This window comes from Pseudomonas fitomaticsae, from assembly GCF_021018765.1.
Lineage (GTDB): Bacteria > Pseudomonadota > Gammaproteobacteria > Pseudomonadales > Pseudomonadaceae > Aquipseudomonas > Aquipseudomonas fitomaticsae.
Genome location: NZ_CP075567.1, coordinates 4,220,730 through 4,238,239, shown reverse-complemented (window position 1 = coordinate 4,238,239; position 17,510 = coordinate 4,220,730). Strand labels below are relative to the sequence as shown.

Below are 17,510 nucleotides of genomic sequence, written 5' to 3'. Positions count from 1 at the left end.
CCTGCCTCGCGGCCTGCTGCGGCACTCGCGGCAGGCTGTGCCGTGGCCGATTGACTGGAGAATTTTCATGAGACCGTTTTGGCTGGAGCAGGCTTTGCAGCTCGACACGTCCGAACCTTGCCCGCCGCTGCCAGGCGATGTGCGCACCGACGTGTGCATCGTCGGCGGCGGTTACACCGGGTTGTGGACGGCGATCATGCTCAAGCAGCAGAACCCCGAACTCGACGTGTTGCTGATCGAAGCCGACATCTGTGGCGCCGGCGCCAGTGGGCGCAATGGCGGTTGTGCGCTGTCGTGGTCGGCAAAGTATTTCACCCTCGAGCGGCTGTTCGGCGTCGAAGAGGCGGTGCGGCTGGTCAAGGAATCGGAGCGCAGCATCCACGCCATCGGCGAGTTCTGCGAGCAGTACGGCATTGATGCTGATTACCGCCTCGATGGCACGCTTTACACCGCCACCAATCGCGCGCAATGCGGCTCGACCGATGCGGTGATCGCGGCGCTGGAGCGCAACGGCATCAACTCGTTTACCCAGCGGCCGGTCGCCGATGTGCAGCGCATGGCCGGCTCGGAAAAACACCTGGAAGGCTGGTTCTCGCCGGCCGCCGCCAGCGTGCAGCCAGGCAAACTGGTGCGCGGCTTGCGCCGGGTGGCGTTGCAACTGGGCGTGCGGATCCATGAAGGCACGGCGATGACCGGGCTGGAGGAGGGCCGTCCGGCGCGCCTTCACACGGCGAACGGCCAGGTGACCGCCGACCGCGTGGTGCTGGCGATGAACGCGTGGATGGCCCGTGCTTTCCCGCAGTTCGAGCGCAGCGTGGCGATCGTTTCCAGCGACATGCTGATCACCGAACCGCGTCCGGATCTGTTGCAGGAAATCGGTTTGACCAGCGGCGTGACCGTGCTCGATTCGCGGATTTTCGTGCACTACTACCACAACACCCCGGACGGCCGGATCATGCTCGGCAAGGGCGGCAACACCTTTGCCTATGGCGGGCGGATGCTGCCGGTGTTCGATCAGCCCTCGCCCTATACCGGATTGCTCAAGCGCAGTCTCGACGATTTCTTCCCGGCATTCGCCGATGTGAAAGTCGACGCAACCTGGAACGGCCCTTCGGATCGCTCGGTCACCGGCCTGCCGTTCTTCGGCCAGATGAGTGCCAGCGGCAACGTGTTCTACGGTTTCGGTTATTCGGGTAGCGGCGTCGGGCCGTGCCACATGGGCGGGCAGATTCTCGCCTCGCTGGTGCAAGGCCTCGACAATCCGTGGACGCGTTCGCCGCTGGTCAACGGGCCGCTGGGTTACTTTCCACCGGAGCCGATCCGCTACCTCGGCTCGCTGATGGTGCGCAACGCCATTCGCCGCAAGGAACGCGCCGAGGATCACGGTCGGCGGCCCCGGCACCTTGATGTGCGTCTGGCGAAATTTGCTGCGGCGGCGGGCAAGGCCGACAAAGGTTGATCGTCAGCGCGGCGGGGCGGAGCGGTTGAGCAGCCATTCGAGCAAGAGGTCGTCGTCGGGCTCGGTTTCTGTGGGCTGCGACGTTCGCGGGCGGCAGGCGTCCAGGCAGAGGATTGGCCGGTCGGGATCGCTGTCGAGAAAACTTACCCAGACCTCGCTGCCGGCGCGGGGCAGATTTTCCCGAGGCAGGTCACCACCGGCGTGGGGCATGACCACCGGCAACCACAGTCCTTCGCTTGCGCCAGCATGAAGCTGACCGGGCCATAACCGGACGGCGATGCGCCCCTGATCGTCCACTTGCGCCGGTTGCCCCGGCACGCCAAGCACTAGCGCCGGCTGATACCCCGGGATGTCCGGGCGCAGTTGTTTCGGCGGCGGGCGAAACGGGGTCGACCAGGGCAGCGCCGTGAAGTCGTTGTGATAGCGACGAACCGTCGGCACGGGATCGAGTATCGATGGATGCTGGCCTTGATGGCGCAAGTCGGTGATCAGCCACTGCTCGTTGAAGGCGCTCACCGGGTGATCCATGACCTGCAACAGGCGCCCGCTGAGCAGTCGCAGGCAATCGCTGCGGCCCTGAATCGTGCGTGCCCGGCAGCGTTGGCGTTCCAGCAGGCGACGACTGCGCTGGGCCGCGTGACGTTGCGCCGTCGGCAGAAAACCCGCCGGCGCGACGGCACTGCCCAGCGTGTGATTGGCGGCTTCCTGGCCCGTAATCGAGTGTCCTCGCTCACGCACGCCGGCGGGCATCTGAGGCAGCACTGCCTCATGGCGCTGGAACAGGCTGCTTAGGCCGGTTGATGGCGCATCGATCTGTGTGTTGAAAGCAATCGCCGTCAGTTGCTGCGGCAGGCTCAGGCTGTCATCGGCGAACACCACCGCATGGCCATCCGGCTGATGTTCGAAGTGATAGTGGATGCCTTCCTCCTCGCAGAGCCGTTGCAAAAAGGCCAGGTCGGTTTCTTCGTACTGAATGCAGAACGGGCGGGGCGGGTAGTGGCCGACGGTCATCTCGATCCGGTAGCTGTGGGCGGGCAGATGATGTGCAATGAGCAGTTGCTCGAGGATGGCCGGCACGCTCAGTTGCGTGAAGACCCGGCGCACGGGATGTTGTTCCAGCGCTTGCAGATGCGGCATCAGCACCAGTTGGTAGGCGATCCGGTGCGTCGCCCGGTGTTCGCAGCTGGCACTTTGAATGATCCCGTGAATCCCGTGGTCGTCATCCAGGTGCAGAAACGCTGCCTGATGCAGCAACGTACCGGGTGACCAGGCGGGCGCCAGGCCCATGACTTCGATCTCGAACCGATAGGGCTGATTCAGTGCTTCATGACCGCTGAAGCGCAGGACCGGCAGGCTTATCCCGCCTTCGGCCAGGGTCAGCGAAAACGGACTTTCCTTGTCATTGAGCATTCGGGCGGGCTCTGTTCAGGCAATACGGGCCACAGAGGGTACGAAAACGCGACGTTGAATGGACGTAGCAAACCGGTTTTTCAGAATCGCCCTACAAGGCATGTAGAAGATGTCGATGCGCATCGGATTTTTTGGTCGATTGCCGACTTTAGGCCGTATAAACTTGGCGCCATGCGTCGGCCAATAGATGTCTCGGCGCCACAGATCAAGAGAGTGAGTAATGGGCGCACAGTGGAAGGTTAAACACAAAGAAGCGGCAGCCAACGCCAAGGGCAAGATCTTCGGCAAACTGGTGAAGGAAATCACCATTGCTGCGCGTAACGGTGCCGATACCGCCACCAACGCACACCTGCGTCTGGTGGTCGAACAGGCCAAGAAAGCCTCGATGCCCAAGGAAACCCTGGACCGCGCCATCAAGAAGGGTGCTGGCCTGCTGGGCGAAACCGTTCAGTACCATCGCGTGACCTACGAAGGTTTCGCGCCGCATCAGGTGCCGCTGATCGTCGAGTGCGTGACCGACAACATCAACCGCACCGTGGCGGAAATCCGCGTGGCGTTCCGCAAGGGCCAACTGGGTGCTTCCGGTTCCGTTGCCTGGGACTTCAACCATGTCGGCATGATCGAAGCGTCGCCGGACACCCCGGACGCCGATCCGGAAATGGCCGCGATCGAAGCCGGCGCCCAGGATTTCGAGCCGGGCGAAGAGGGCGCGACCCTGTTCCTGACCGACCCGACTGACCTGGACTCGGTGCAGAAAGCCCTGCCGGAACAAGGTTTCACCGTACTGTCGGCCAAACTGGGCTACCAGCCGAAGAACCCGGTCAGCGGCCTGAGCGACGAGCAGATGGCAGAAGTCGAGGCGTTCCTCGAAGGCCTGGACAACCATGACGACGTGCAGGACATGTTCGTCGGTCTGGCCGGCTGACAAATCAGAAAATCGCAGCCCTCGGGCTGCGATTTTTTTCAGGCGTCTTGCAACGCCAGACTGATCTCGCCAAACCCCGGCCGCGCCAGCACATCCGGCTGACAGCAGCGCTGTTCCAGGGCTTCCAGCACCTGACGCCCTTCATCGCTCAACCCCGAGTCGATGCGCGCCAGCAGTTCCCCCAGCAAGATCCCGAACGCCCGCACTTCGAGGCGCTGCAGCGCGCGGGTTTCAAGCGTGTCTGCCGTGGTATGGAACGACGCCGCGCCAAAATCCCCCAGCAGACAATCGCCCTGATCGTTCAACAGAATGTTGTGTCCGTAGAGATCGCCATGGGTGATACCGTGACGGTGCAGATGCCCGGCGACCGAAGCAATGCCCCGTGCGATGCGCAAGGCAACGTCGGCACTGAAGCGGCAATCGTCGGCATACACATCCCGTGAACAGGACGCCAGGCTCGGCAACCCGGCCAGGTTGCGGTAGCTCGGATCGATCAACTGCATCACCAGGCCTTGCTGGCCATCGGGATGCTGGTCGATGCGGCCTTCGACGCGGATCAGGTTCGGGTGCAGCCCGGCAGTGATGCACGCGTTCATTTCGTGCAGCGGCGAGCCGTCGCTGGTCATTTCACCCTTGTACAACTTGACCGCCACGGGCGTGGCCGGCTGATTCGCGAGTTGCCACTGCGCCCGGTAAATGATCCCGGAAGCTCCTTCGCCCAGCTGTTGTTCCAGCTGCAGCGCCGACCAGTCGATCAGGGGCGCTTTGTTGAGGGCCGCGGCATCGGCTTCGGTTTCCAGCGGGTTGCCGGCGTAGGCCAGCCAGGTCAGGCTCGGCAGGGTCAACAGCCATTGCGGCAACTCGGTCAACTGGTTGGCGGCGATGCGGATCAGCTCCAGCCGATGGCACTGGCTCAATGACGGCGGCAGGGTGCGCAGGTGATTGCCGGCGAGCATGAGTTTTTGCAGCAACGGACGTTCGCCCAGTTCCGTGGGCAGGGTTTCGATGGCGTTGTCGGTCAGGATCAGCCAGCGCAACTGCGGTGGCAGCGCTGCGCCGGGCACCTCAGTGATGCGGTTGGCCTTGAAACCGACCATCGTCAGCGCCTGACACTGGCCCAGGCACGCCGGCAATTGTGTGAACCGATTGTCGGAGCAGAACAGCACGCGCAGGCGCGTCAGACGGTGCAGGTCGTCCGGCAGGCTGTTCAACGCGTTGCCGCTGAGGTTGAGCACTTCCAGCGTATCGGCCAGGTTGAAAATCTCCGGCGGAAATTCGCTGAGGCCTTCAGCCAGATCCAGGCGGGTGATGCCCGACAGTTCGCCGGCGCGCAGTTGTGCAAGGGTGTGCATGAAAGGAATCGCTATCGAGAAGGCGCAGGGCGCCGGAAATGGGCGGCATGATACCGGCAAATCAGTCCGGCTCGTGCACTTCCCGCAATTGTCCGAGCCGGCTGCGGGTCCGGGCCAGATCGATCGCCTGGCCGCCGAGGCTTTCGTGCAAGGGCAAATGGCCGAGCAACGTCAGGTGTTTGTCCTGGTCGTAGAGCACGTCGATCAGGTTGATGAAGCGTTGCTGGGCGGCGATCGAACATTCGCCCAGCTCCGGCAGGTCATCGATGATCCAGTGGTCGAAACGCCGGCACAGTTCCAGATAATCCATCACGGCCGTGGGCTGTTCGCAGAGATCGTCGAAGGTGAAACCGACGCGCCGGTCCTCGCACAGCCGCGCCTGCAAATGCCGGCTGCCGACTGCCAGAGGCAACGGCGTGGCATCGAGGGGCGGCAGGTTCAAGGCGAGGCGCTGCGCCGGGGTAGCCGGCCAGACGTAATGGCCCTGGGTGAACACCTGATGCGCATGCCGGCGGGCCTGGCTGCGGTAATCGTGCGGACCGCCGACTTCCATGACCTGCATACGCGCATTGATCAGGTCGATCACCGGTTTGAACCGCGCGTGGTACAGCGGGTTGGGCAGCAAGCCTTCCGGCGGGTAGTTGGAGGTCACCAGCAGCAGGATTCCGCGCTTGAACAGTGCCTTGAACAGGCGGGTGATGAGCATCGCATCGCCAATGTCATGCACATGAAACTCATCGAAACACAGTACCCGACAGTCCATCAGCAGCGCGTCGAGGGTCACGGCGAGGGCGTCGTCGCGGTCGCGGTGCTCGAACATGCCTTGATGCAACCGGGCGAAGAACCCGTGGAAGTGCAGACGGCGCTTCTGCTGGATCGGCAACGCCTGGAAGAATCCGTCCAGCAGCCAGCTCTTGCCGCGCCCGACCGCCCCGTGCAGATACAGGCTGGGCGGGGTTTGCGCAGGGGTGCCGAACAACAGGCCGGCCTGCTGCGCCATGCAGTCGATGACCCGTTGCTGGCTGTGGCTGAGGGTGTAGCCCTGGCCGTGGGCCTTTTGCCGGAAATAGTCACGCACCGATTGCGCACTGGCGGCGCACTGGCCTGCGTTTGTAACGGAGCGTTTGCCTAAGAAGCGGCGCAAGGCTGACCAGCGCTGGGGCAGACGCGAACGTTCGGGCGGTCGGTCGGGCACTGCAATCACTCCGTCATCATTGGGCCGGCTCCCCCCGAGCGCGGCGGCGTAGTGTAACCAGACGGGTAGTTTTGCTTCCACTGCGCTTTATCGTTTTTCCGGACAGTAATCTGCGGCGTGTACAGGTTTTTTCAACACTTTAAATCGCCTTGTTGCCAACCTTTCGAAACAAATCCCGGCCGGTGACTGGATCCAATCGACTGGCGCAATCGGCGTCCGTTGCTAACCTGAAACATTGTAACGGCAGAGACGCTGTCGCCATAAAGGAACGGGCGGTGAATGCAAGGATGGTCTGGGCATTGCTGGGCGGGCTCGCGATACCGGTCCACGCCGCCGACCTTCAGGTCGAGGTGCGGGTCGATGTGCAGCGCGGTTGCCAGTTGATCGGCCAGCAACGCGAGGCCGGTATCGAGCAACTGGGCGTGCTCGACTTCGGCAGCACGGCGCGGCTCGCCGACCAGGACGGGCCACTCGGCGCGGCGCTGACCAATTCCCGCCTGCCGCGTCTGGAATGCAATCCGGACACCCCGTACCAGTTGCGCGTCGATGGCGGCCTGCACGGTGGCGTTGGCGAGGTGCGTTATATGGCGGGAGAGGCCGGCAGTAAGCCGATTCCTTATCGCCTGTATCAGGACGCCGCGCGGCGGGTGCCGCTGGTGGTGGATGTGCCGGTCAGTGGCCGGGTGCCGGACAGCGGCACGGTGGACTTGCCGTTATACGGGCGGATCGAGCGGATGGCCGAAGTGCCTCGGGTCAGCCGGTATTCGGATCTGGTGAAGGTGACGGTCACCTGGTGATCGCGCAGTTTTTCAGCCATTCGGTGGAACCGGGTGGCGCAGGGAAGGGCGTTCAATGACGAGCGCAATGGTCGAGTGATCCTGAAGGAGTAGGGGCTCAATGATGGGCAGACACGGGCGGGTAATCGCCACAGCCACGTTGCTGTTGTTCACCGAGGTCGCGGCAGCGGCGGTCAGTGGGCAGATCCTTGCGCGGCTGACGCTGATTGCCGGCTGCGAAGTGACCAACGCCACCGGCCCCGTCAGCCCGGTGGATGGACTGGGCTCTCTCGATTTCGGCCAGCAAGGCCCGACCTGGAACGCACCGATCAAGGCCAGCCTCAGCGAAGCGGGCAGCGGCCAGCTCAACGTCGCCTGCAACCCTTCGGTTACCGGGTTCACCGTGACCATCGACGGCGGCACCCATGGCGACGGCACCACACGCCGGTTGAGCAACGGGCGCCAGACACTTCCCTATCAGCTGTTTCTCGATGCCTCCGGCAGCCAGAGCTACAGCATCGGTCAACAACACAATTTCGCTGTCACCAGCGGCGCACAGATACCCATCCCGGTATTTGGCTCGGTGGTGGCGAACACCCGTGCGGTACCGGCCGGTGTCTATACCGACACCCTGACGGTGACGCTCGACTGGTAACCCCGTAGAGGACGGACACCATGCGTACGATTGCATCAAGGATAGGTTTGTCGTTGCTAGGCCTGACGCTCGCTTCCAGCGTCAATGCCGCCACCACGGTCACCGGCCAGATCACCTCCAGCCTGATCCTGATCAGCAGTTGCCAGGTCAACGGTTCCGGTGGTTCTACCGGGCTGAACTTCGGTGCGTTGAACTTCGGCACCGCCAACAGCCTGTTCACCACGGCCACCGGACAGGTGCTGGGCGGCGGAGGCGGGGCGCTGTCGATCCTGTGCTCGGCCGGCACCACGCCGACGGTCAAGGTCCGGGCCGGCGCCCATGACGGGCTCTCGCCGGGCGGTACTCGCGCGCTGTACGACGGGGTTGCCAACTACGTGCCGTACGACCTGTACACCGACGCCGGGCACTCGCAATTGCTGGCCATCGACGGGGTCATCAACCTCGCCGCCAGCACCGGTGTGGCGCAGACCGTGAACATCTACGGTCAGGCGGTCGGCAAGGCCGGGCTGCCGGCGGGTACTTATACCGACACGATTTCCGTTGAACTGACGTTCTAGCGCCATGGGCCGGCATGGCTGTGCGGGGCTGTTGCTGCTGTGTGCGGGCAGCTTGCCGCTGCCGTTGGCGGCGGTGACCAGCCAGAGTTTTCAGGTCAGTGCCACAGTGACGCCGGGCTGTCTGGTGGTGGGGGGCGTATCGAACTATGGCGGGCTGAATTTCGGTTCGCGTTCGGCGCTGGCCACCGGCACGGTGCAGGTCGCGTTGACCGGCGGCGTCACGCTGCAATGCACGCCGGGGGTGGCGCTGAACATGACGGTCGATGGCGGCCAGTACGACAGCGGCGGGCGGCGCATGCAGATCAGCGGAGGCAGCGCGAAGGTGGCCTATGCGTTGTTTCGCGATGCGGCATACAGCCAGAGCCTGGGCATCGGCCAGAGTGTGGCGGTGGCCTACAGCGACGCGAACAACATCAGTCTGCCGATCTACGGTCAGGTGCAATTGCCGGGCAATCAGCCCGGGGGGACATACAGCGATGTGTTGCAGGTGCAACTGTCGTGGTGATGTGAAATGACAAGGAGCAGGTTTATGGGGTTTTTCACGTCACGCCATTCGTCCGTGTGTTGCGCCGTACTGGCGCTGGTCATGTTCGGGACGCTCAAGGCCCAGGCCGCCAGTTCGGTGCTGATCTGGCCGATCGATCCGGTGTTGGAGGCCGATCAACAGGCCAGTGCGCTGTGGCTGGAAAATCGCGGCACGGAAACCGCCAACCTGCAGATCCGCGTGTTCGGCTGGAGCCAGAGCGGTTTCGAAGAGCAGTACCGCAATCAGCGCGAGGTGATCGGCAGCCCGCCGGTGGCGAAGATCGAGCCGGGTCAGAAGCAATTGGTGCGCCTGACCCGCACCAAGGACGTGCCGCCAGGTCAGGAACTGGCGTACCGGATCATCATCGATGAAATCCCCTCGGCTCAGCCGCCCGTCGCCGAAGACGGCAAGACTGCTGCGGCGATCCGCTTCCAGATGCGCTATTCGGTGCCGCTGTTCGCCTATGGCGCTGGGCTGTGGAGCAAGGAAGACAGCGCCCGCCAGCGTGACCCCAAGGGCATCGGCCTGCCGCAATTGAGCTGGCGCACGGTGGCGGTGGAGGGCCGTCCTTACGTGGAAGTGCGCAATCAGGGCGCGGTCCATGCGCGACTGACCGATGTGGCCGTCACCCAGGGCGGTCAAAGCAAACCGCTGGCCGAGGGATTGCTCGGCTACGTATTGCCCGGCGCGGTGATGCGCTGGCCGGCACCGGGACCGGTGACGGGAGAATTGGCTGGGCGAATCAATGGCGCGGCAAAGGTGCAGAGCATTCCGCCGGCGCGATAGCCGTAGCGAGCCATGTCGAAGTGTTCAGGCTTCGGCGCCAGCGGTTTCAGGAGGAATCAGTCCATTGACGGACGTAACACGCTAATGAGTCCGGGATGGGCTCGCCGTATTCAGCGTCCGTTGTGGCTCATGACCGGCGCGTGGTGCCTGATGTTCATTCATCCATCCGGGGCCGGTGAACTGCCGCCGCCTCCCAGCGGCATGGAGGCCGTGAGTGATGCACAGTTGTTTCTGGAACTGGTGGTCAACCAGATGAATACCGGCCGGGTGGTGGCGGTGGAGCAGCGTGGCGGTCGCCTGTTCCTGCCGGCCAGCGTATTGCGCGACACCGGCATGAAGCTGCCGGAAGAGGCCGGTGCCGAAGTCGATCTCGACGGCCTCCCGGGCCTGCACAGCGATTACGACAGCGTCAGCCAGCGACTGCTGCTCGACGTGCCGCCGCACTGGCTGCCGGAGCAGTTCATCGGTAACCGTGAAGTCTATCCGCGCACTCCGGCGCTGAGCAGTTTCGGCGCACTGTTCAACTATGACCTGTACCTCAATGACACCGACGACGCCGGCACCTATCTGGCGGCGTGGAACGAGGTGCGGGTGTTCGACAGTTGGGGCACGTTGTCGAACACCGGGCAATATCGCCGCACGTTGTCGGGGGATGCGGTCAGCACGCTGGACAACGGCTATCTGCGTTACGACACCACCTGGCGCTACTCCGATGACGAGCGGATGCTGACCTACGAGGCCGGGGACGTGGTCAGCGGCGCCTTGCCCTGGAGTAGTTCGGTGCGCCTGGGCGGCGTGCAGTTCTCGCGGGATTTTGCAGTGCGTCCGGATCTGGTGACCTATCCGCTGCCGCAGTTCGCCGGGGAAGCGGCGGTGCCGTCCTCGGTGGATCTGTTCATCAACGGCTACAAGTCCAGCAGCACCGACCTGCAACCGGGGCCGTACACCTTGACCAACATTCCGTTTATCAACGGCGCGGGTGAGGCGGTGGTGGTGACCACCGATGCACTGGGCCGGCAGGTGTCGACCACGGTGCCGTTCTATGTCACCAGCAGCCTGTTGCAAAAAGGCCTGAGCGATTTTTCGGTGGCCGCCGGTACGCTACGCCGGGATTACGGCCTGAAGGATTTCAGCTATGGGCCGGGCGTGACCTCGGGCAGTCTGCGTTACGGCGTCAGCGACACCTTTACTCTGGAAAGCCACGCCGAAGCAGCGGACTCCCTGACCCTCGGCGGGCTGGGCGGCAACTTGCGGCTGGGCAATTTCGGGGTGCTCAACAGCGCGATCAGCCAGAGCCGTTTCGATGGCGACGGCGGTCAGCAATTGAGCCTCGGTTATCAATACAGCGGCCAACGCTACAGCTTTTCCTATCAGCGTCTGCAACGCCGCGACCGTTACGCCGACCTGACCGTGGTCGACAGCCCTTACACCACACTCAGCAAACGCAGTGAGCAGGCGACCCTGAGCCTCAACCTCGAACGCTGGGGCAGTCTCGGCGTCGGGTATTTCGACATTCGCGCGGCAGACGAAACCCGCACGCGGCTGCTCAACCTGAGCTGGAGCAAACCGCTATGGCGCAACAGCAGTTTCTACTTGTCGGCCAACCGCGAAATCGGCGACAGCAACTGGGCGGTGCAGGCGCAACTGGTGATTCCGTTCGACCTGCGCGGCAGCCTGGCCATCAGCAGCGAGCGCAGCAAGACCGGGCAGACACAGCAGCGGGTCAACTACAGTCGCGCCGTGCCGTCCGAGGGCGGAGTGGGTTTCAATCTGGGCTACGCCAAGGGCGACGGCGCCGATTACCGTCAGGCTGATGTGACCTGGCGTCTGCAATCGGTGCAATTGCAGGCTGGCGTCTATGGGACGTCCGACGCCGAAACCCGTTGGGCCGATGCCAGCGGCTCGCTGGTATGGATGGACGATCAAGTGTTCGCCGCCAACCGCATCGACGATGCGTTCGTGGTGGTCAGCACCGACGGCTACGCGGACATTCCGGTGCGCTACGAGAACCAGCAGGTCGGCCAGACCGACCGTAACGGCCACTTGCTGGTGCCATGGAGCAGCGCCTATTACCGCGGCAAGTACGAAATCGATCCGCTGAACCTGCCGGCCAATGTGCGCAGCCCGAATGTCGAACAACGTGTTGCCGTACGTCGGGGCAGCGGCTATCTGCTGGAGTTTCCGCTGAGCCGGGTGATCGCCGCGAGCATCGTGCTGGTGGATGCGCAGCAGAAGGAATTGCCGCTGGGCAGTGGCGTACTGCATGAGCAGAGCGGCACGCGGACGGTGGTCGGCTGGGACGGGCTGGTCTATCTGGAAAACCTCCAGGCGCAGAATTCGCTGCGGGTGACTCTCGCGGACGGCAAGACCTGCCAGGCGCAATTCAGCGTCGATCTGCAGCAGGATGAAGTGCCGCTGATCGGCCCGTTGGTGTGCCAATGATCCGGGCGCGGCTTGCTCTGTGGCTGTTGTTGCTGCTGCCGGGGCTGGCGCAGGCGCTGTGTTCGGTGGTCACCACCACGCCGGCCGGGTTCGGGAACATCAGTTCGATTGCCGTGCGCACCACCTCGCAACCCAGTTCCACCTTGAATGGAGGCTTGAGTTGCACCGGTTCGCTGCTGTCGCTGTTGACCAACAATGATCATTTCTGGGCCACCGTCACCTCGACCCAAAGCGGTTTGCTCGGGCCCACCGGCGACGTGATCGGTTACACGATCTACGCCAACAACAGCACCAGTTACCCGCTGACGCGCGGCACCGCCTATGACTTCGCCCGCAACGGCATCATCGATGCCCTGGGGTTGCTGGGGGGCACGGTGCCGAAAACCGTTCCGCTGTATTTCGGTACCACCATCGGCAGCAACGTGGCGGCCGGCGCGTATACCGAGACCCTGAGCATTTTCTGGAACTGGAATTATTGTTCGGGCATCGGTGTCGGCGGGCTTTGCCTGGGCCGCGACATCAACAGCGGCACTACGACGCTGACGGTGAACCTGACGGTGTCCAACGACTGCACCATCACCGCGCCGAACATCGCTTTCGGCAGTGCGCCGGTGGTCAGCGCGTTCACCCCGGTGACCGGGCAGACCATCAACCTCGCCTGCACCAAGGGCAGCGCCTATACCGTGGGTTTGAACGACGGACAGAACGCGGTCAGCGTTGGCGGACGGCGGCGGATGATTTCCGGCAGCAACTATCTGGCCTACGACATTTTCAAAAGTGCTGGCACCACCCGTTGGGGCAGTGTCGGCGCGGCCCGTCGGGCCAGCAGCGATGCCGAGGTCAACCCCGGCAACGGGCTGGGCACCGGCAGCCAGATCTTCAATTACAACGCGAAAATCTACACCGACCAGACCACACCGCCCGCCGGAACCTACCTGGACAATGTGGTGCTGGATGTGGGGTTCTGAAGCGGCTAGAAACTCACGGATTGCTTGAGGATTTTCGCCGCCGGGGTATCGGTCGGGCTGACCATCGCGTAGTTGTAGCCCTTGCCGGACCAGTACTCGGCCTGCAGATCCCCGTCCTGGCGGCTGCCCCGGGGCAGGAAGGTATTTTTCGGTCCCGGTGGACGCACGTAGAAACTGACCTTGTGCCCGCTCTGGTCTTCATACATCACCATCGCCGCCGGGCCTTCATCGGTGCTCAGCAGGCGACCGCTGACCGGCGTAAACCCGGCCGACGTCAGGTCCGGCAGGCGATTGGCCTGAGTGAAATAACGGTCGAGCCAGCGCTGGATGTCGCCGTCACCATCGACCTTGTAGTCCGCCGGCAGAAGTCCTTGCTGGGCGATCAAACGGTACGCCTGCAAGGCATCGGTCATCGGTGCCGGGGGATGAAACACGGTCATGTCCCGGGCCTTCCAGCCTCCGACACCGCCGAGGCTGACGGCAATCAGCAGGACCGCCGCGCTGGCCCACTGGCGGCGCGATTGGCGTTTGAGCCGCTGGCGAATCAGCGACGGATCGAGGTCCGGATTGGCCGGTTGTTGCAAGGCACCGCCGAGGGTGGCGCGCAGGTGCTGGGCGTCCTGTTGCCAGGCGCGAACCTGCGCCGCTTCGTCCGGATGGCTGGCGAGCCAGGTTTCCATTACATGTCGGTCGGCCTCGCTGAGCTGGTGGTCGACGTAGGCGTGCAGGTCACGTTCGTTGGGGGGCAGACTGATCATTTGAGTATCCGCAAGGAAGGGCTGCTGATTTCCCCGTCGCTGAGCTGGCGCAGGGCCTGGCGAGCACGGGACAGGCGCGACATCACGGTGCCGGTGGGGACGTCGAGAATCTCGGCGACCTCCTTATAGGTCAGGCCTTCCACCGACACCATCAGTAGCAGCGCGCGCTGTTCGGTGGGCAGTCGGTCGAAGGCCTGCAAGGTCGATTGGGCAATGACGATGCGTTCCACCGAGGGCTCGGCGTCATCGCGGCCGGTGAAGAATTCGAGCATCCGCGCATACCGCCGCGAACGCCGATGCGCATCGAGAAACTGTCGGTACAGGATCGAAAACAGCCAGGCGCGCAGATCGCCGTCGGCGCGTTTGTCGCCCCAACCCGACAGCGCCTTCTCCAGGCTGGCCTGTACCAGGTCGTCGGCGCTGCTGCTGTTGCGTGTCAGCGAAAGCGCGAAGCGGCGCAATCTGGGAATCAGATCGCGTAATTGCTCGTCGAGTGTATTCATGACAGGGACATGCTCTGGGCCAGAAGCGCGGTAGTGATGGAAAGACGCTTCTCGACACAGCTTATTCCATTCCAGGAGTTGAAAGATTTCATTACTGGCGACGTAGGAAAGTTCGCCGCGTTCTGTAGTGCATGTAATGGATTCAAATCTCCCGGCTCAACCCGTCCGACAAGCGCGGAGAGTCACCGATACCGCCAACAGGCAATCGGTGGCCGAAGCGGCTGAAACGATGATTTGAGCAAAAGGGATGTTTGAGATGCATGCAATCGTAATGAATACCCCAGCCACACCGAGCGCGGTACCTGACTCCTGGCGGACATTCGGCTGCGGTCCGGTGGCCGAGCCCGAGTTTTTGTTGATCCATCGTGCGATCGAAGTGCGGGCGGCGACTCATCCGCAGCATGTGGCCGCACGTTTTCAGGGGCAGAGCGTCACGTACGGCGAGTTGAACCGTCAGGCCAACCGGTTGGCCAGATTGTTGTTAAGCCATGGCGTAGCGCCGGGCGATCACGTGGCGCTGTTTGTCGAACGTTCGATCCCGATGCTGGTGGGCATGCTCGCGACCTTGAAGGTGGGAGCGGCCTATATTCCCCAACATGTCGGCATCACCCCGGCCACGCAGCTGAGCCACATCATGTCGGTTGCTTCGACGCAGGTGGTGTTGACGCTTTCAACGCTGGCCCACGGGATTCCGCTGACGGACGGACAACATTGCATTCATCTGGATACGTTCATCGACTCGCCGGGCTCGGCCGCCGATGACGTCAATGTGGGGGAGGATATTTCGTTACCGGATGCCTTGTGTTTTGTATTGTTTACGTCCGGGACGACCGGTCAGCCCAACGGTGTCAGGGTGACCCAGCGCAATGTCTGCAACATTCTGCTGACCAGCCCCGGCAATCTCGGCATGGGGCCGGGCATGAACGTCGGGCAGATTCTCAATATCGCCTTTGACATGGCCGCCTGGGAAATCCTCGGGTGCCTGGCCCATGGCGCGACGCTGCTGATCCGGGGCAAGGACATTGCCGAAACCGCCGAGCAGTGTGACGTGCTGATCGCGACCCCATCGATTCTCGCCACGCTGGATCCGGAGCGTTGCAGTCAGGTGAAGGTGGTGGCCCTGGCCGGCGAACCGTGCCCGCAGCCCCTGGCTGATCGCTGGGCGTCCTTTTGCGATTTCTACAATGCTTGTGGCCCCACAGAAACCACCATCGTCAATACCATGCAGCATTACCGAGGCACGGGCCCGTTGACGATCGGCAAGCCAACGCCCAACAACACCGTGTATGTGCTGGATGAAACGGGCCAACTGTGCGCGCCGGGTGAGCAGGGCGAAATGTGGGCCGGTGGCGATTGTGTGACGGCCGGGTATCTGGGCAATCCTGCTCTGACTGCCGAGCGATACCGCCTCGATCCGTTTTTGGGACAGGGTCGCATGATGTTTCGAACCCGTGATCTGGGTCGCTGGACCGCTGACGGCGAACTGGAACACCTGGGCCGGGTGGACGATCAGGTGAAAGTCCGGGGCTTTCGCGTTGAACTGGACTCGGTGTCGACTGTGCTGGAGTCTGCGCCGGGCTGCGAGCGCGCGGTGACCTTGAAGTTCGATAACCGTCATCTGGTGGCTTTCGTCTTCCCTGCATCCACGGACATCGATGTGGCGCGACGCCGTTGCGAGGAACGACTGGCCTATTACTGCGTGCCTTCGATGATTCTGCCGGTGGACGACATCCCGCTGACTTCAAGGGGCAAGGTCGACAAACGCTTGTTGCTTGAACGGGCACAGGCTTATCAGACACAACTCGTTGCCGCCACGCAGGAGGCGGGGCAATGAGTGAAGTCGACAGCGTTTTTACCCTGCCGCCTCGACCGCCGCTTTGGCAACGCTTGGGAACGCTGCCGCTGTTTTCACATTACAACCGCCTGGTTGCGCTGGTATTGCTGGCGAACCTCGGGGCTCTGGTGTACGGGATCACTGTCGGACAGTGGTGGTCAGCTTCGGGAGTTGCCTTGGAGGTATTGTCGCAGCTGGTATTGGCGAATCTGTCGATGGCAATCCTGATTCGCCAGCAATACCTGATCAATCTGCTGTTCTGGCTGGCGACGCGTGCTCCCACGAGCTGGCCGCTGGCGATTCGTCGCTCGCTGGCCAAGGTCTATCACTTCGGCGGTTTGCACAGTGGCGGGGCGATGGCCGCGATTGCTTGGTTCGTTGCGCTGCTCGGTTCGATGATCTGGCAAAGGACCGAGGGGACAGGTGGAGTTTTGCTGACGTTGCTGGCTATCAGTGCCGCGCTTCTGGGGGTGTTGCTGCTGATGGCGATCATGGCGTTGCCGGGGATTCGCTCACGGTTTCACAACGCTTTCGAACGCACACATCGGTTCGCCGGTTGGGTTGCGCTGCTGCTGTTCTGGGCCATGACGCTGGTGTTTGCCCGGGATCGTCATCCTGGCGCGGACTTGGCGCAAGTACTGTTGACGTCCGTTTCATTCTGGATGCTGCCGCTCCTGACGCTCAGCATTGCCTTGCCCTGGTTGCGCCTGCGCAAGGTGCCTGTGACGCTGGTCAAACCGTCATCGCATGCGGTGATTGCCCGGTTCAATCACCACACGCCGTTCGCCGGATCTTCCACCGCAATCAGTCGCCATCCGCTGTGGGAATGGCACTCGTTTGCCAATATTCCTGCACCGGACGAAGACGGTTTTCGCCTGATCATTTCCCGGGCCGGTGACTGGACCGGTGAACTGATCGAACAGCCGCCGAGCCATGTCTGGGTCAAGGGCATCACCACGGCAGGCGTCGCCCATATCGAAACCCTGTTCAAGTCGGTGGTGTATGTCGCCACCGGCAGTGGCATTGGTCCGGTGCTGCCGCATCTGCTGGCGGGGCAGGTGCCGATTCACCTGATCTGGTCCACCCGCAGCCCGCGCGCGACCTATGGTGATGCGCTGGTGGAGGAAATCCTGCAGGCACAACCCGACGCCCATATTTGGGACACCGACCGGTTGGGCAAACCGGATCTGGTAGCGCTGGCGTATGCCGCCGTTCGAACCCACGGTGCGGAGGCGGTGATCTGTATTTCCAATCAGAAGCTGACCGAGCGAGTGGTCGAGGAAATGGAATCCCGGGGTATTCCGGCCTACGGCGCGATCTGGGATTCCTGACGGCGCGTCGGCGTTTTTCCACTCACTCCACTA

At 63.0% G+C, this 17,510-nt stretch carries 16 protein-coding genes; 11 read left to right on the top strand and 5 right to left on the bottom strand.

Going from position 1 to position 17,510, the window contains the following annotated elements:
• Window positions 1–61: 61 nt before the first annotated feature.
• Window positions 62–1,459 carry an FAD-dependent oxidoreductase gene (locus KJY40_RS19030; protein WP_230737727.1) on the top strand — a complete coding sequence of 466 codons (1,398 nt, stop codon included), beginning with the start codon at window positions 62–64 and terminating at the stop codon, window positions 1,457–1,459.
• Between the two features lie 3 nt (window positions 1,460–1,462).
• Here KJY40_RS19030 and KJY40_RS19025 read toward each other — a convergent pair whose 3' ends face one another.
• Window positions 1,463–2,869, bottom strand: coding sequence for a type VI secretion system Vgr family protein (locus tag KJY40_RS19025; RefSeq protein WP_230731771.1), 1,407 nt, complete (start codon window positions 2,867–2,869; stop codon window positions 1,463–1,465).
• 220 nt (window positions 2,870–3,089) lie between these two features.
• Between KJY40_RS19025 and KJY40_RS19020 the strand changes: the two genes are divergently transcribed.
• Window positions 3,090–3,794, top strand: a complete 705-nt coding sequence (locus KJY40_RS19020; protein ID WP_007951538.1) for a YebC/PmpR family DNA-binding transcriptional regulator — start codon at window positions 3,090–3,092, stop codon at window positions 3,792–3,794.
• A 38-nt stretch (window positions 3,795–3,832) separates the two neighbouring features.
• Here the strand turns inward: KJY40_RS19020 and KJY40_RS19015 are convergent, their stop codons facing one another.
• Window positions 3,833–5,146 carry a leucine-rich repeat-containing protein kinase family protein gene (locus tag KJY40_RS19015; RefSeq protein WP_230731769.1) on the bottom strand — a complete coding sequence of 438 codons (1,314 nt, stop codon included), beginning with the start codon at window positions 5,144–5,146 and terminating at the stop codon, window positions 3,833–3,835.
• Between the two features lie 61 nt (window positions 5,147–5,207).
• The gene (gene zapE / locus KJY40_RS19010) at window positions 5,208–6,341 is read right to left on the bottom strand and encodes a cell division protein ZapE (protein ID WP_230731766.1); all 1,134 of its coding nucleotides are present in this window, start codon (window positions 6,339–6,341) and stop codon (window positions 5,208–5,210) included.
• A gap of 287 nt (window positions 6,342–6,628) precedes the next feature.
• Here zapE and KJY40_RS19005 point away from each other — a divergent pair, with 287 nt between their 5' ends.
• The 7 genes from KJY40_RS19005 (at window position 6,629) to KJY40_RS18975 (ending at window position 13,051) form a co-directional block, all read left to right on the top strand.
• Window positions 6,629–7,138 carry a Csu type fimbrial protein gene (locus KJY40_RS19005; RefSeq protein ID WP_407682004.1) on the top strand — a complete coding sequence of 170 codons (510 nt, stop codon included), beginning with the start codon at window positions 6,629–6,631 and terminating at the stop codon, window positions 7,136–7,138.
• Window positions 7,139–7,238: 100 nt separating this feature from the next.
• A complete protein-coding gene (locus KJY40_RS19000; protein ID WP_230731762.1) occupies window positions 7,239–7,772 on the top strand; it encodes a Csu type fimbrial protein in 534 nt (177 codons plus the stop codon).
• Between the two features lie 20 nt (window positions 7,773–7,792).
• The gene (locus KJY40_RS18995; RefSeq protein WP_007951533.1) at window positions 7,793–8,329 is read left to right on the top strand and encodes a Csu type fimbrial protein; all 537 of its coding nucleotides are present in this window, start codon (window positions 7,793–7,795) and stop codon (window positions 8,327–8,329) included.
• A 4-nt stretch (window positions 8,330–8,333) separates the two neighbouring features.
• Window positions 8,334–8,834: a Csu type fimbrial protein gene (locus tag KJY40_RS18990; protein ID WP_230731760.1), complete on the top strand. Its 501-nt coding sequence runs from the start codon at window positions 8,334–8,336 to the stop codon at window positions 8,832–8,834.
• Window positions 8,835–8,858: 24 nt separating this feature from the next.
• Window positions 8,859–9,641 carry a fimbrial biogenesis chaperone gene (locus KJY40_RS18985; RefSeq protein ID WP_230731759.1) on the top strand — a complete coding sequence of 261 codons (783 nt, stop codon included), beginning with the start codon at window positions 8,859–8,861 and terminating at the stop codon, window positions 9,639–9,641.
• Window positions 9,642–9,725: 84 nt separating this feature from the next.
• Window positions 9,726–12,083: a fimbria/pilus outer membrane usher protein gene (locus tag KJY40_RS18980; RefSeq protein ID WP_230731758.1), complete on the top strand. Its 2,358-nt coding sequence runs from the start codon at window positions 9,726–9,728 to the stop codon at window positions 12,081–12,083.
• Window positions 12,080–13,051, top strand: coding sequence for a Csu type fimbrial protein (locus KJY40_RS18975; protein ID WP_230731757.1), 972 nt, complete (start codon window positions 12,080–12,082; stop codon window positions 13,049–13,051). The genes KJY40_RS18980 and KJY40_RS18975 overlap by 4 nt, the downstream gene beginning before the upstream one ends.
• A gap of 5 nt (window positions 13,052–13,056) precedes the next feature.
• Here KJY40_RS18975 and KJY40_RS18970 read toward each other — a convergent pair whose 3' ends face one another.
• A complete protein-coding gene (locus KJY40_RS18970) occupies window positions 13,057–13,809 on the bottom strand; it encodes an anti-sigma factor family protein (protein WP_230731756.1) in 753 nt (250 codons plus the stop codon).
• Window positions 13,806–14,312, bottom strand: a complete 507-nt coding sequence (locus KJY40_RS18965) for an RNA polymerase sigma factor (protein ID WP_230731755.1) — start codon at window positions 14,310–14,312, stop codon at window positions 13,806–13,808. Before KJY40_RS18965 ends, KJY40_RS18970 begins: the two co-directional genes overlap by 4 nt.
• A 256-nt stretch (window positions 14,313–14,568) precedes the next feature.
• Between KJY40_RS18965 and KJY40_RS18960 the strand changes: the two genes are divergently transcribed.
• Together KJY40_RS18960 and KJY40_RS18955 are read left to right on the top strand one after the other, a co-directional pair.
• Window positions 14,569–16,146 carry an amino acid adenylation domain-containing protein gene (locus KJY40_RS18960; RefSeq protein WP_407681971.1) on the top strand — a complete coding sequence of 526 codons (1,578 nt, stop codon included), beginning with the start codon at window positions 14,569–14,571 and terminating at the stop codon, window positions 16,144–16,146.
• Window positions 16,143–17,477 (top strand): hypothetical protein, encoded by a 1,335-nt coding sequence (locus KJY40_RS18955; protein ID WP_230731752.1) that lies wholly within the window; start codon window positions 16,143–16,145, stop codon window positions 17,475–17,477. The genes KJY40_RS18960 and KJY40_RS18955 overlap by 4 nt, the downstream gene beginning before the upstream one ends.
• The last annotated feature ends 33 nt before the right edge of the window (window positions 17,478–17,510 follow it).

Coding starts and splice junctions, on each gene's coding strand:
- KJY40_RS19025 (WP_230731771.1), bottom strand. CDS start 2,869: ATGCTCAATGACAAGGAAAGTCCGTTTTCGCTGACCCTGGCCGAAGGC.
- KJY40_RS19020 (WP_007951538.1), top strand. CDS start 3,090: ATGGGCGCACAGTGGAAGGTTAAACACAAAGAAGCGGCAGCCAACGCC.
- KJY40_RS19015 (WP_230731769.1), bottom strand. CDS start 5,146: ATGCACACCCTTGCACAACTGCGCGCCGGCGAACTGTCGGGCATCACC.
- KJY40_RS19005 (WP_407682004.1), top strand. CDS start 6,629: ATGGTCTGGGCATTGCTGGGCGGGCTCGCGATACCGGTCCACGCCGCC.
- KJY40_RS19000 (WP_230731762.1), top strand. CDS start 7,239: ATGATGGGCAGACACGGGCGGGTAATCGCCACAGCCACGTTGCTGTTG.
- KJY40_RS18995 (WP_007951533.1), top strand. CDS start 7,793: ATGCGTACGATTGCATCAAGGATAGGTTTGTCGTTGCTAGGCCTGACG.
- KJY40_RS18990 (WP_230731760.1), top strand. CDS start 8,334: ATGGGCCGGCATGGCTGTGCGGGGCTGTTGCTGCTGTGTGCGGGCAGC.
- KJY40_RS18985 (WP_230731759.1), top strand. CDS start 8,859: ATGGGGTTTTTCACGTCACGCCATTCGTCCGTGTGTTGCGCCGTACTG.
- KJY40_RS18980 (WP_230731758.1), top strand. CDS start 9,726: ATGAGTCCGGGATGGGCTCGCCGTATTCAGCGTCCGTTGTGGCTCATG.
- KJY40_RS18975 (WP_230731757.1), top strand. CDS start 12,080: ATGATCCGGGCGCGGCTTGCTCTGTGGCTGTTGTTGCTGCTGCCGGGG.
- KJY40_RS18970 (WP_230731756.1), bottom strand. CDS start 13,809: ATGATCAGTCTGCCCCCCAACGAACGTGACCTGCACGCCTACGTCGAC.
- KJY40_RS18965 (WP_230731755.1), bottom strand. CDS start 14,312: ATGAATACACTCGACGAGCAATTACGCGATCTGATTCCCAGATTGCGC.
- KJY40_RS18960 (WP_407681971.1), top strand. CDS start 14,569: ATGCATGCAATCGTAATGAATACCCCAGCCACACCGAGCGCGGTACCT.
- KJY40_RS18955 (WP_230731752.1), top strand. CDS start 16,143: ATGAGTGAAGTCGACAGCGTTTTTACCCTGCCGCCTCGACCGCCGCTT.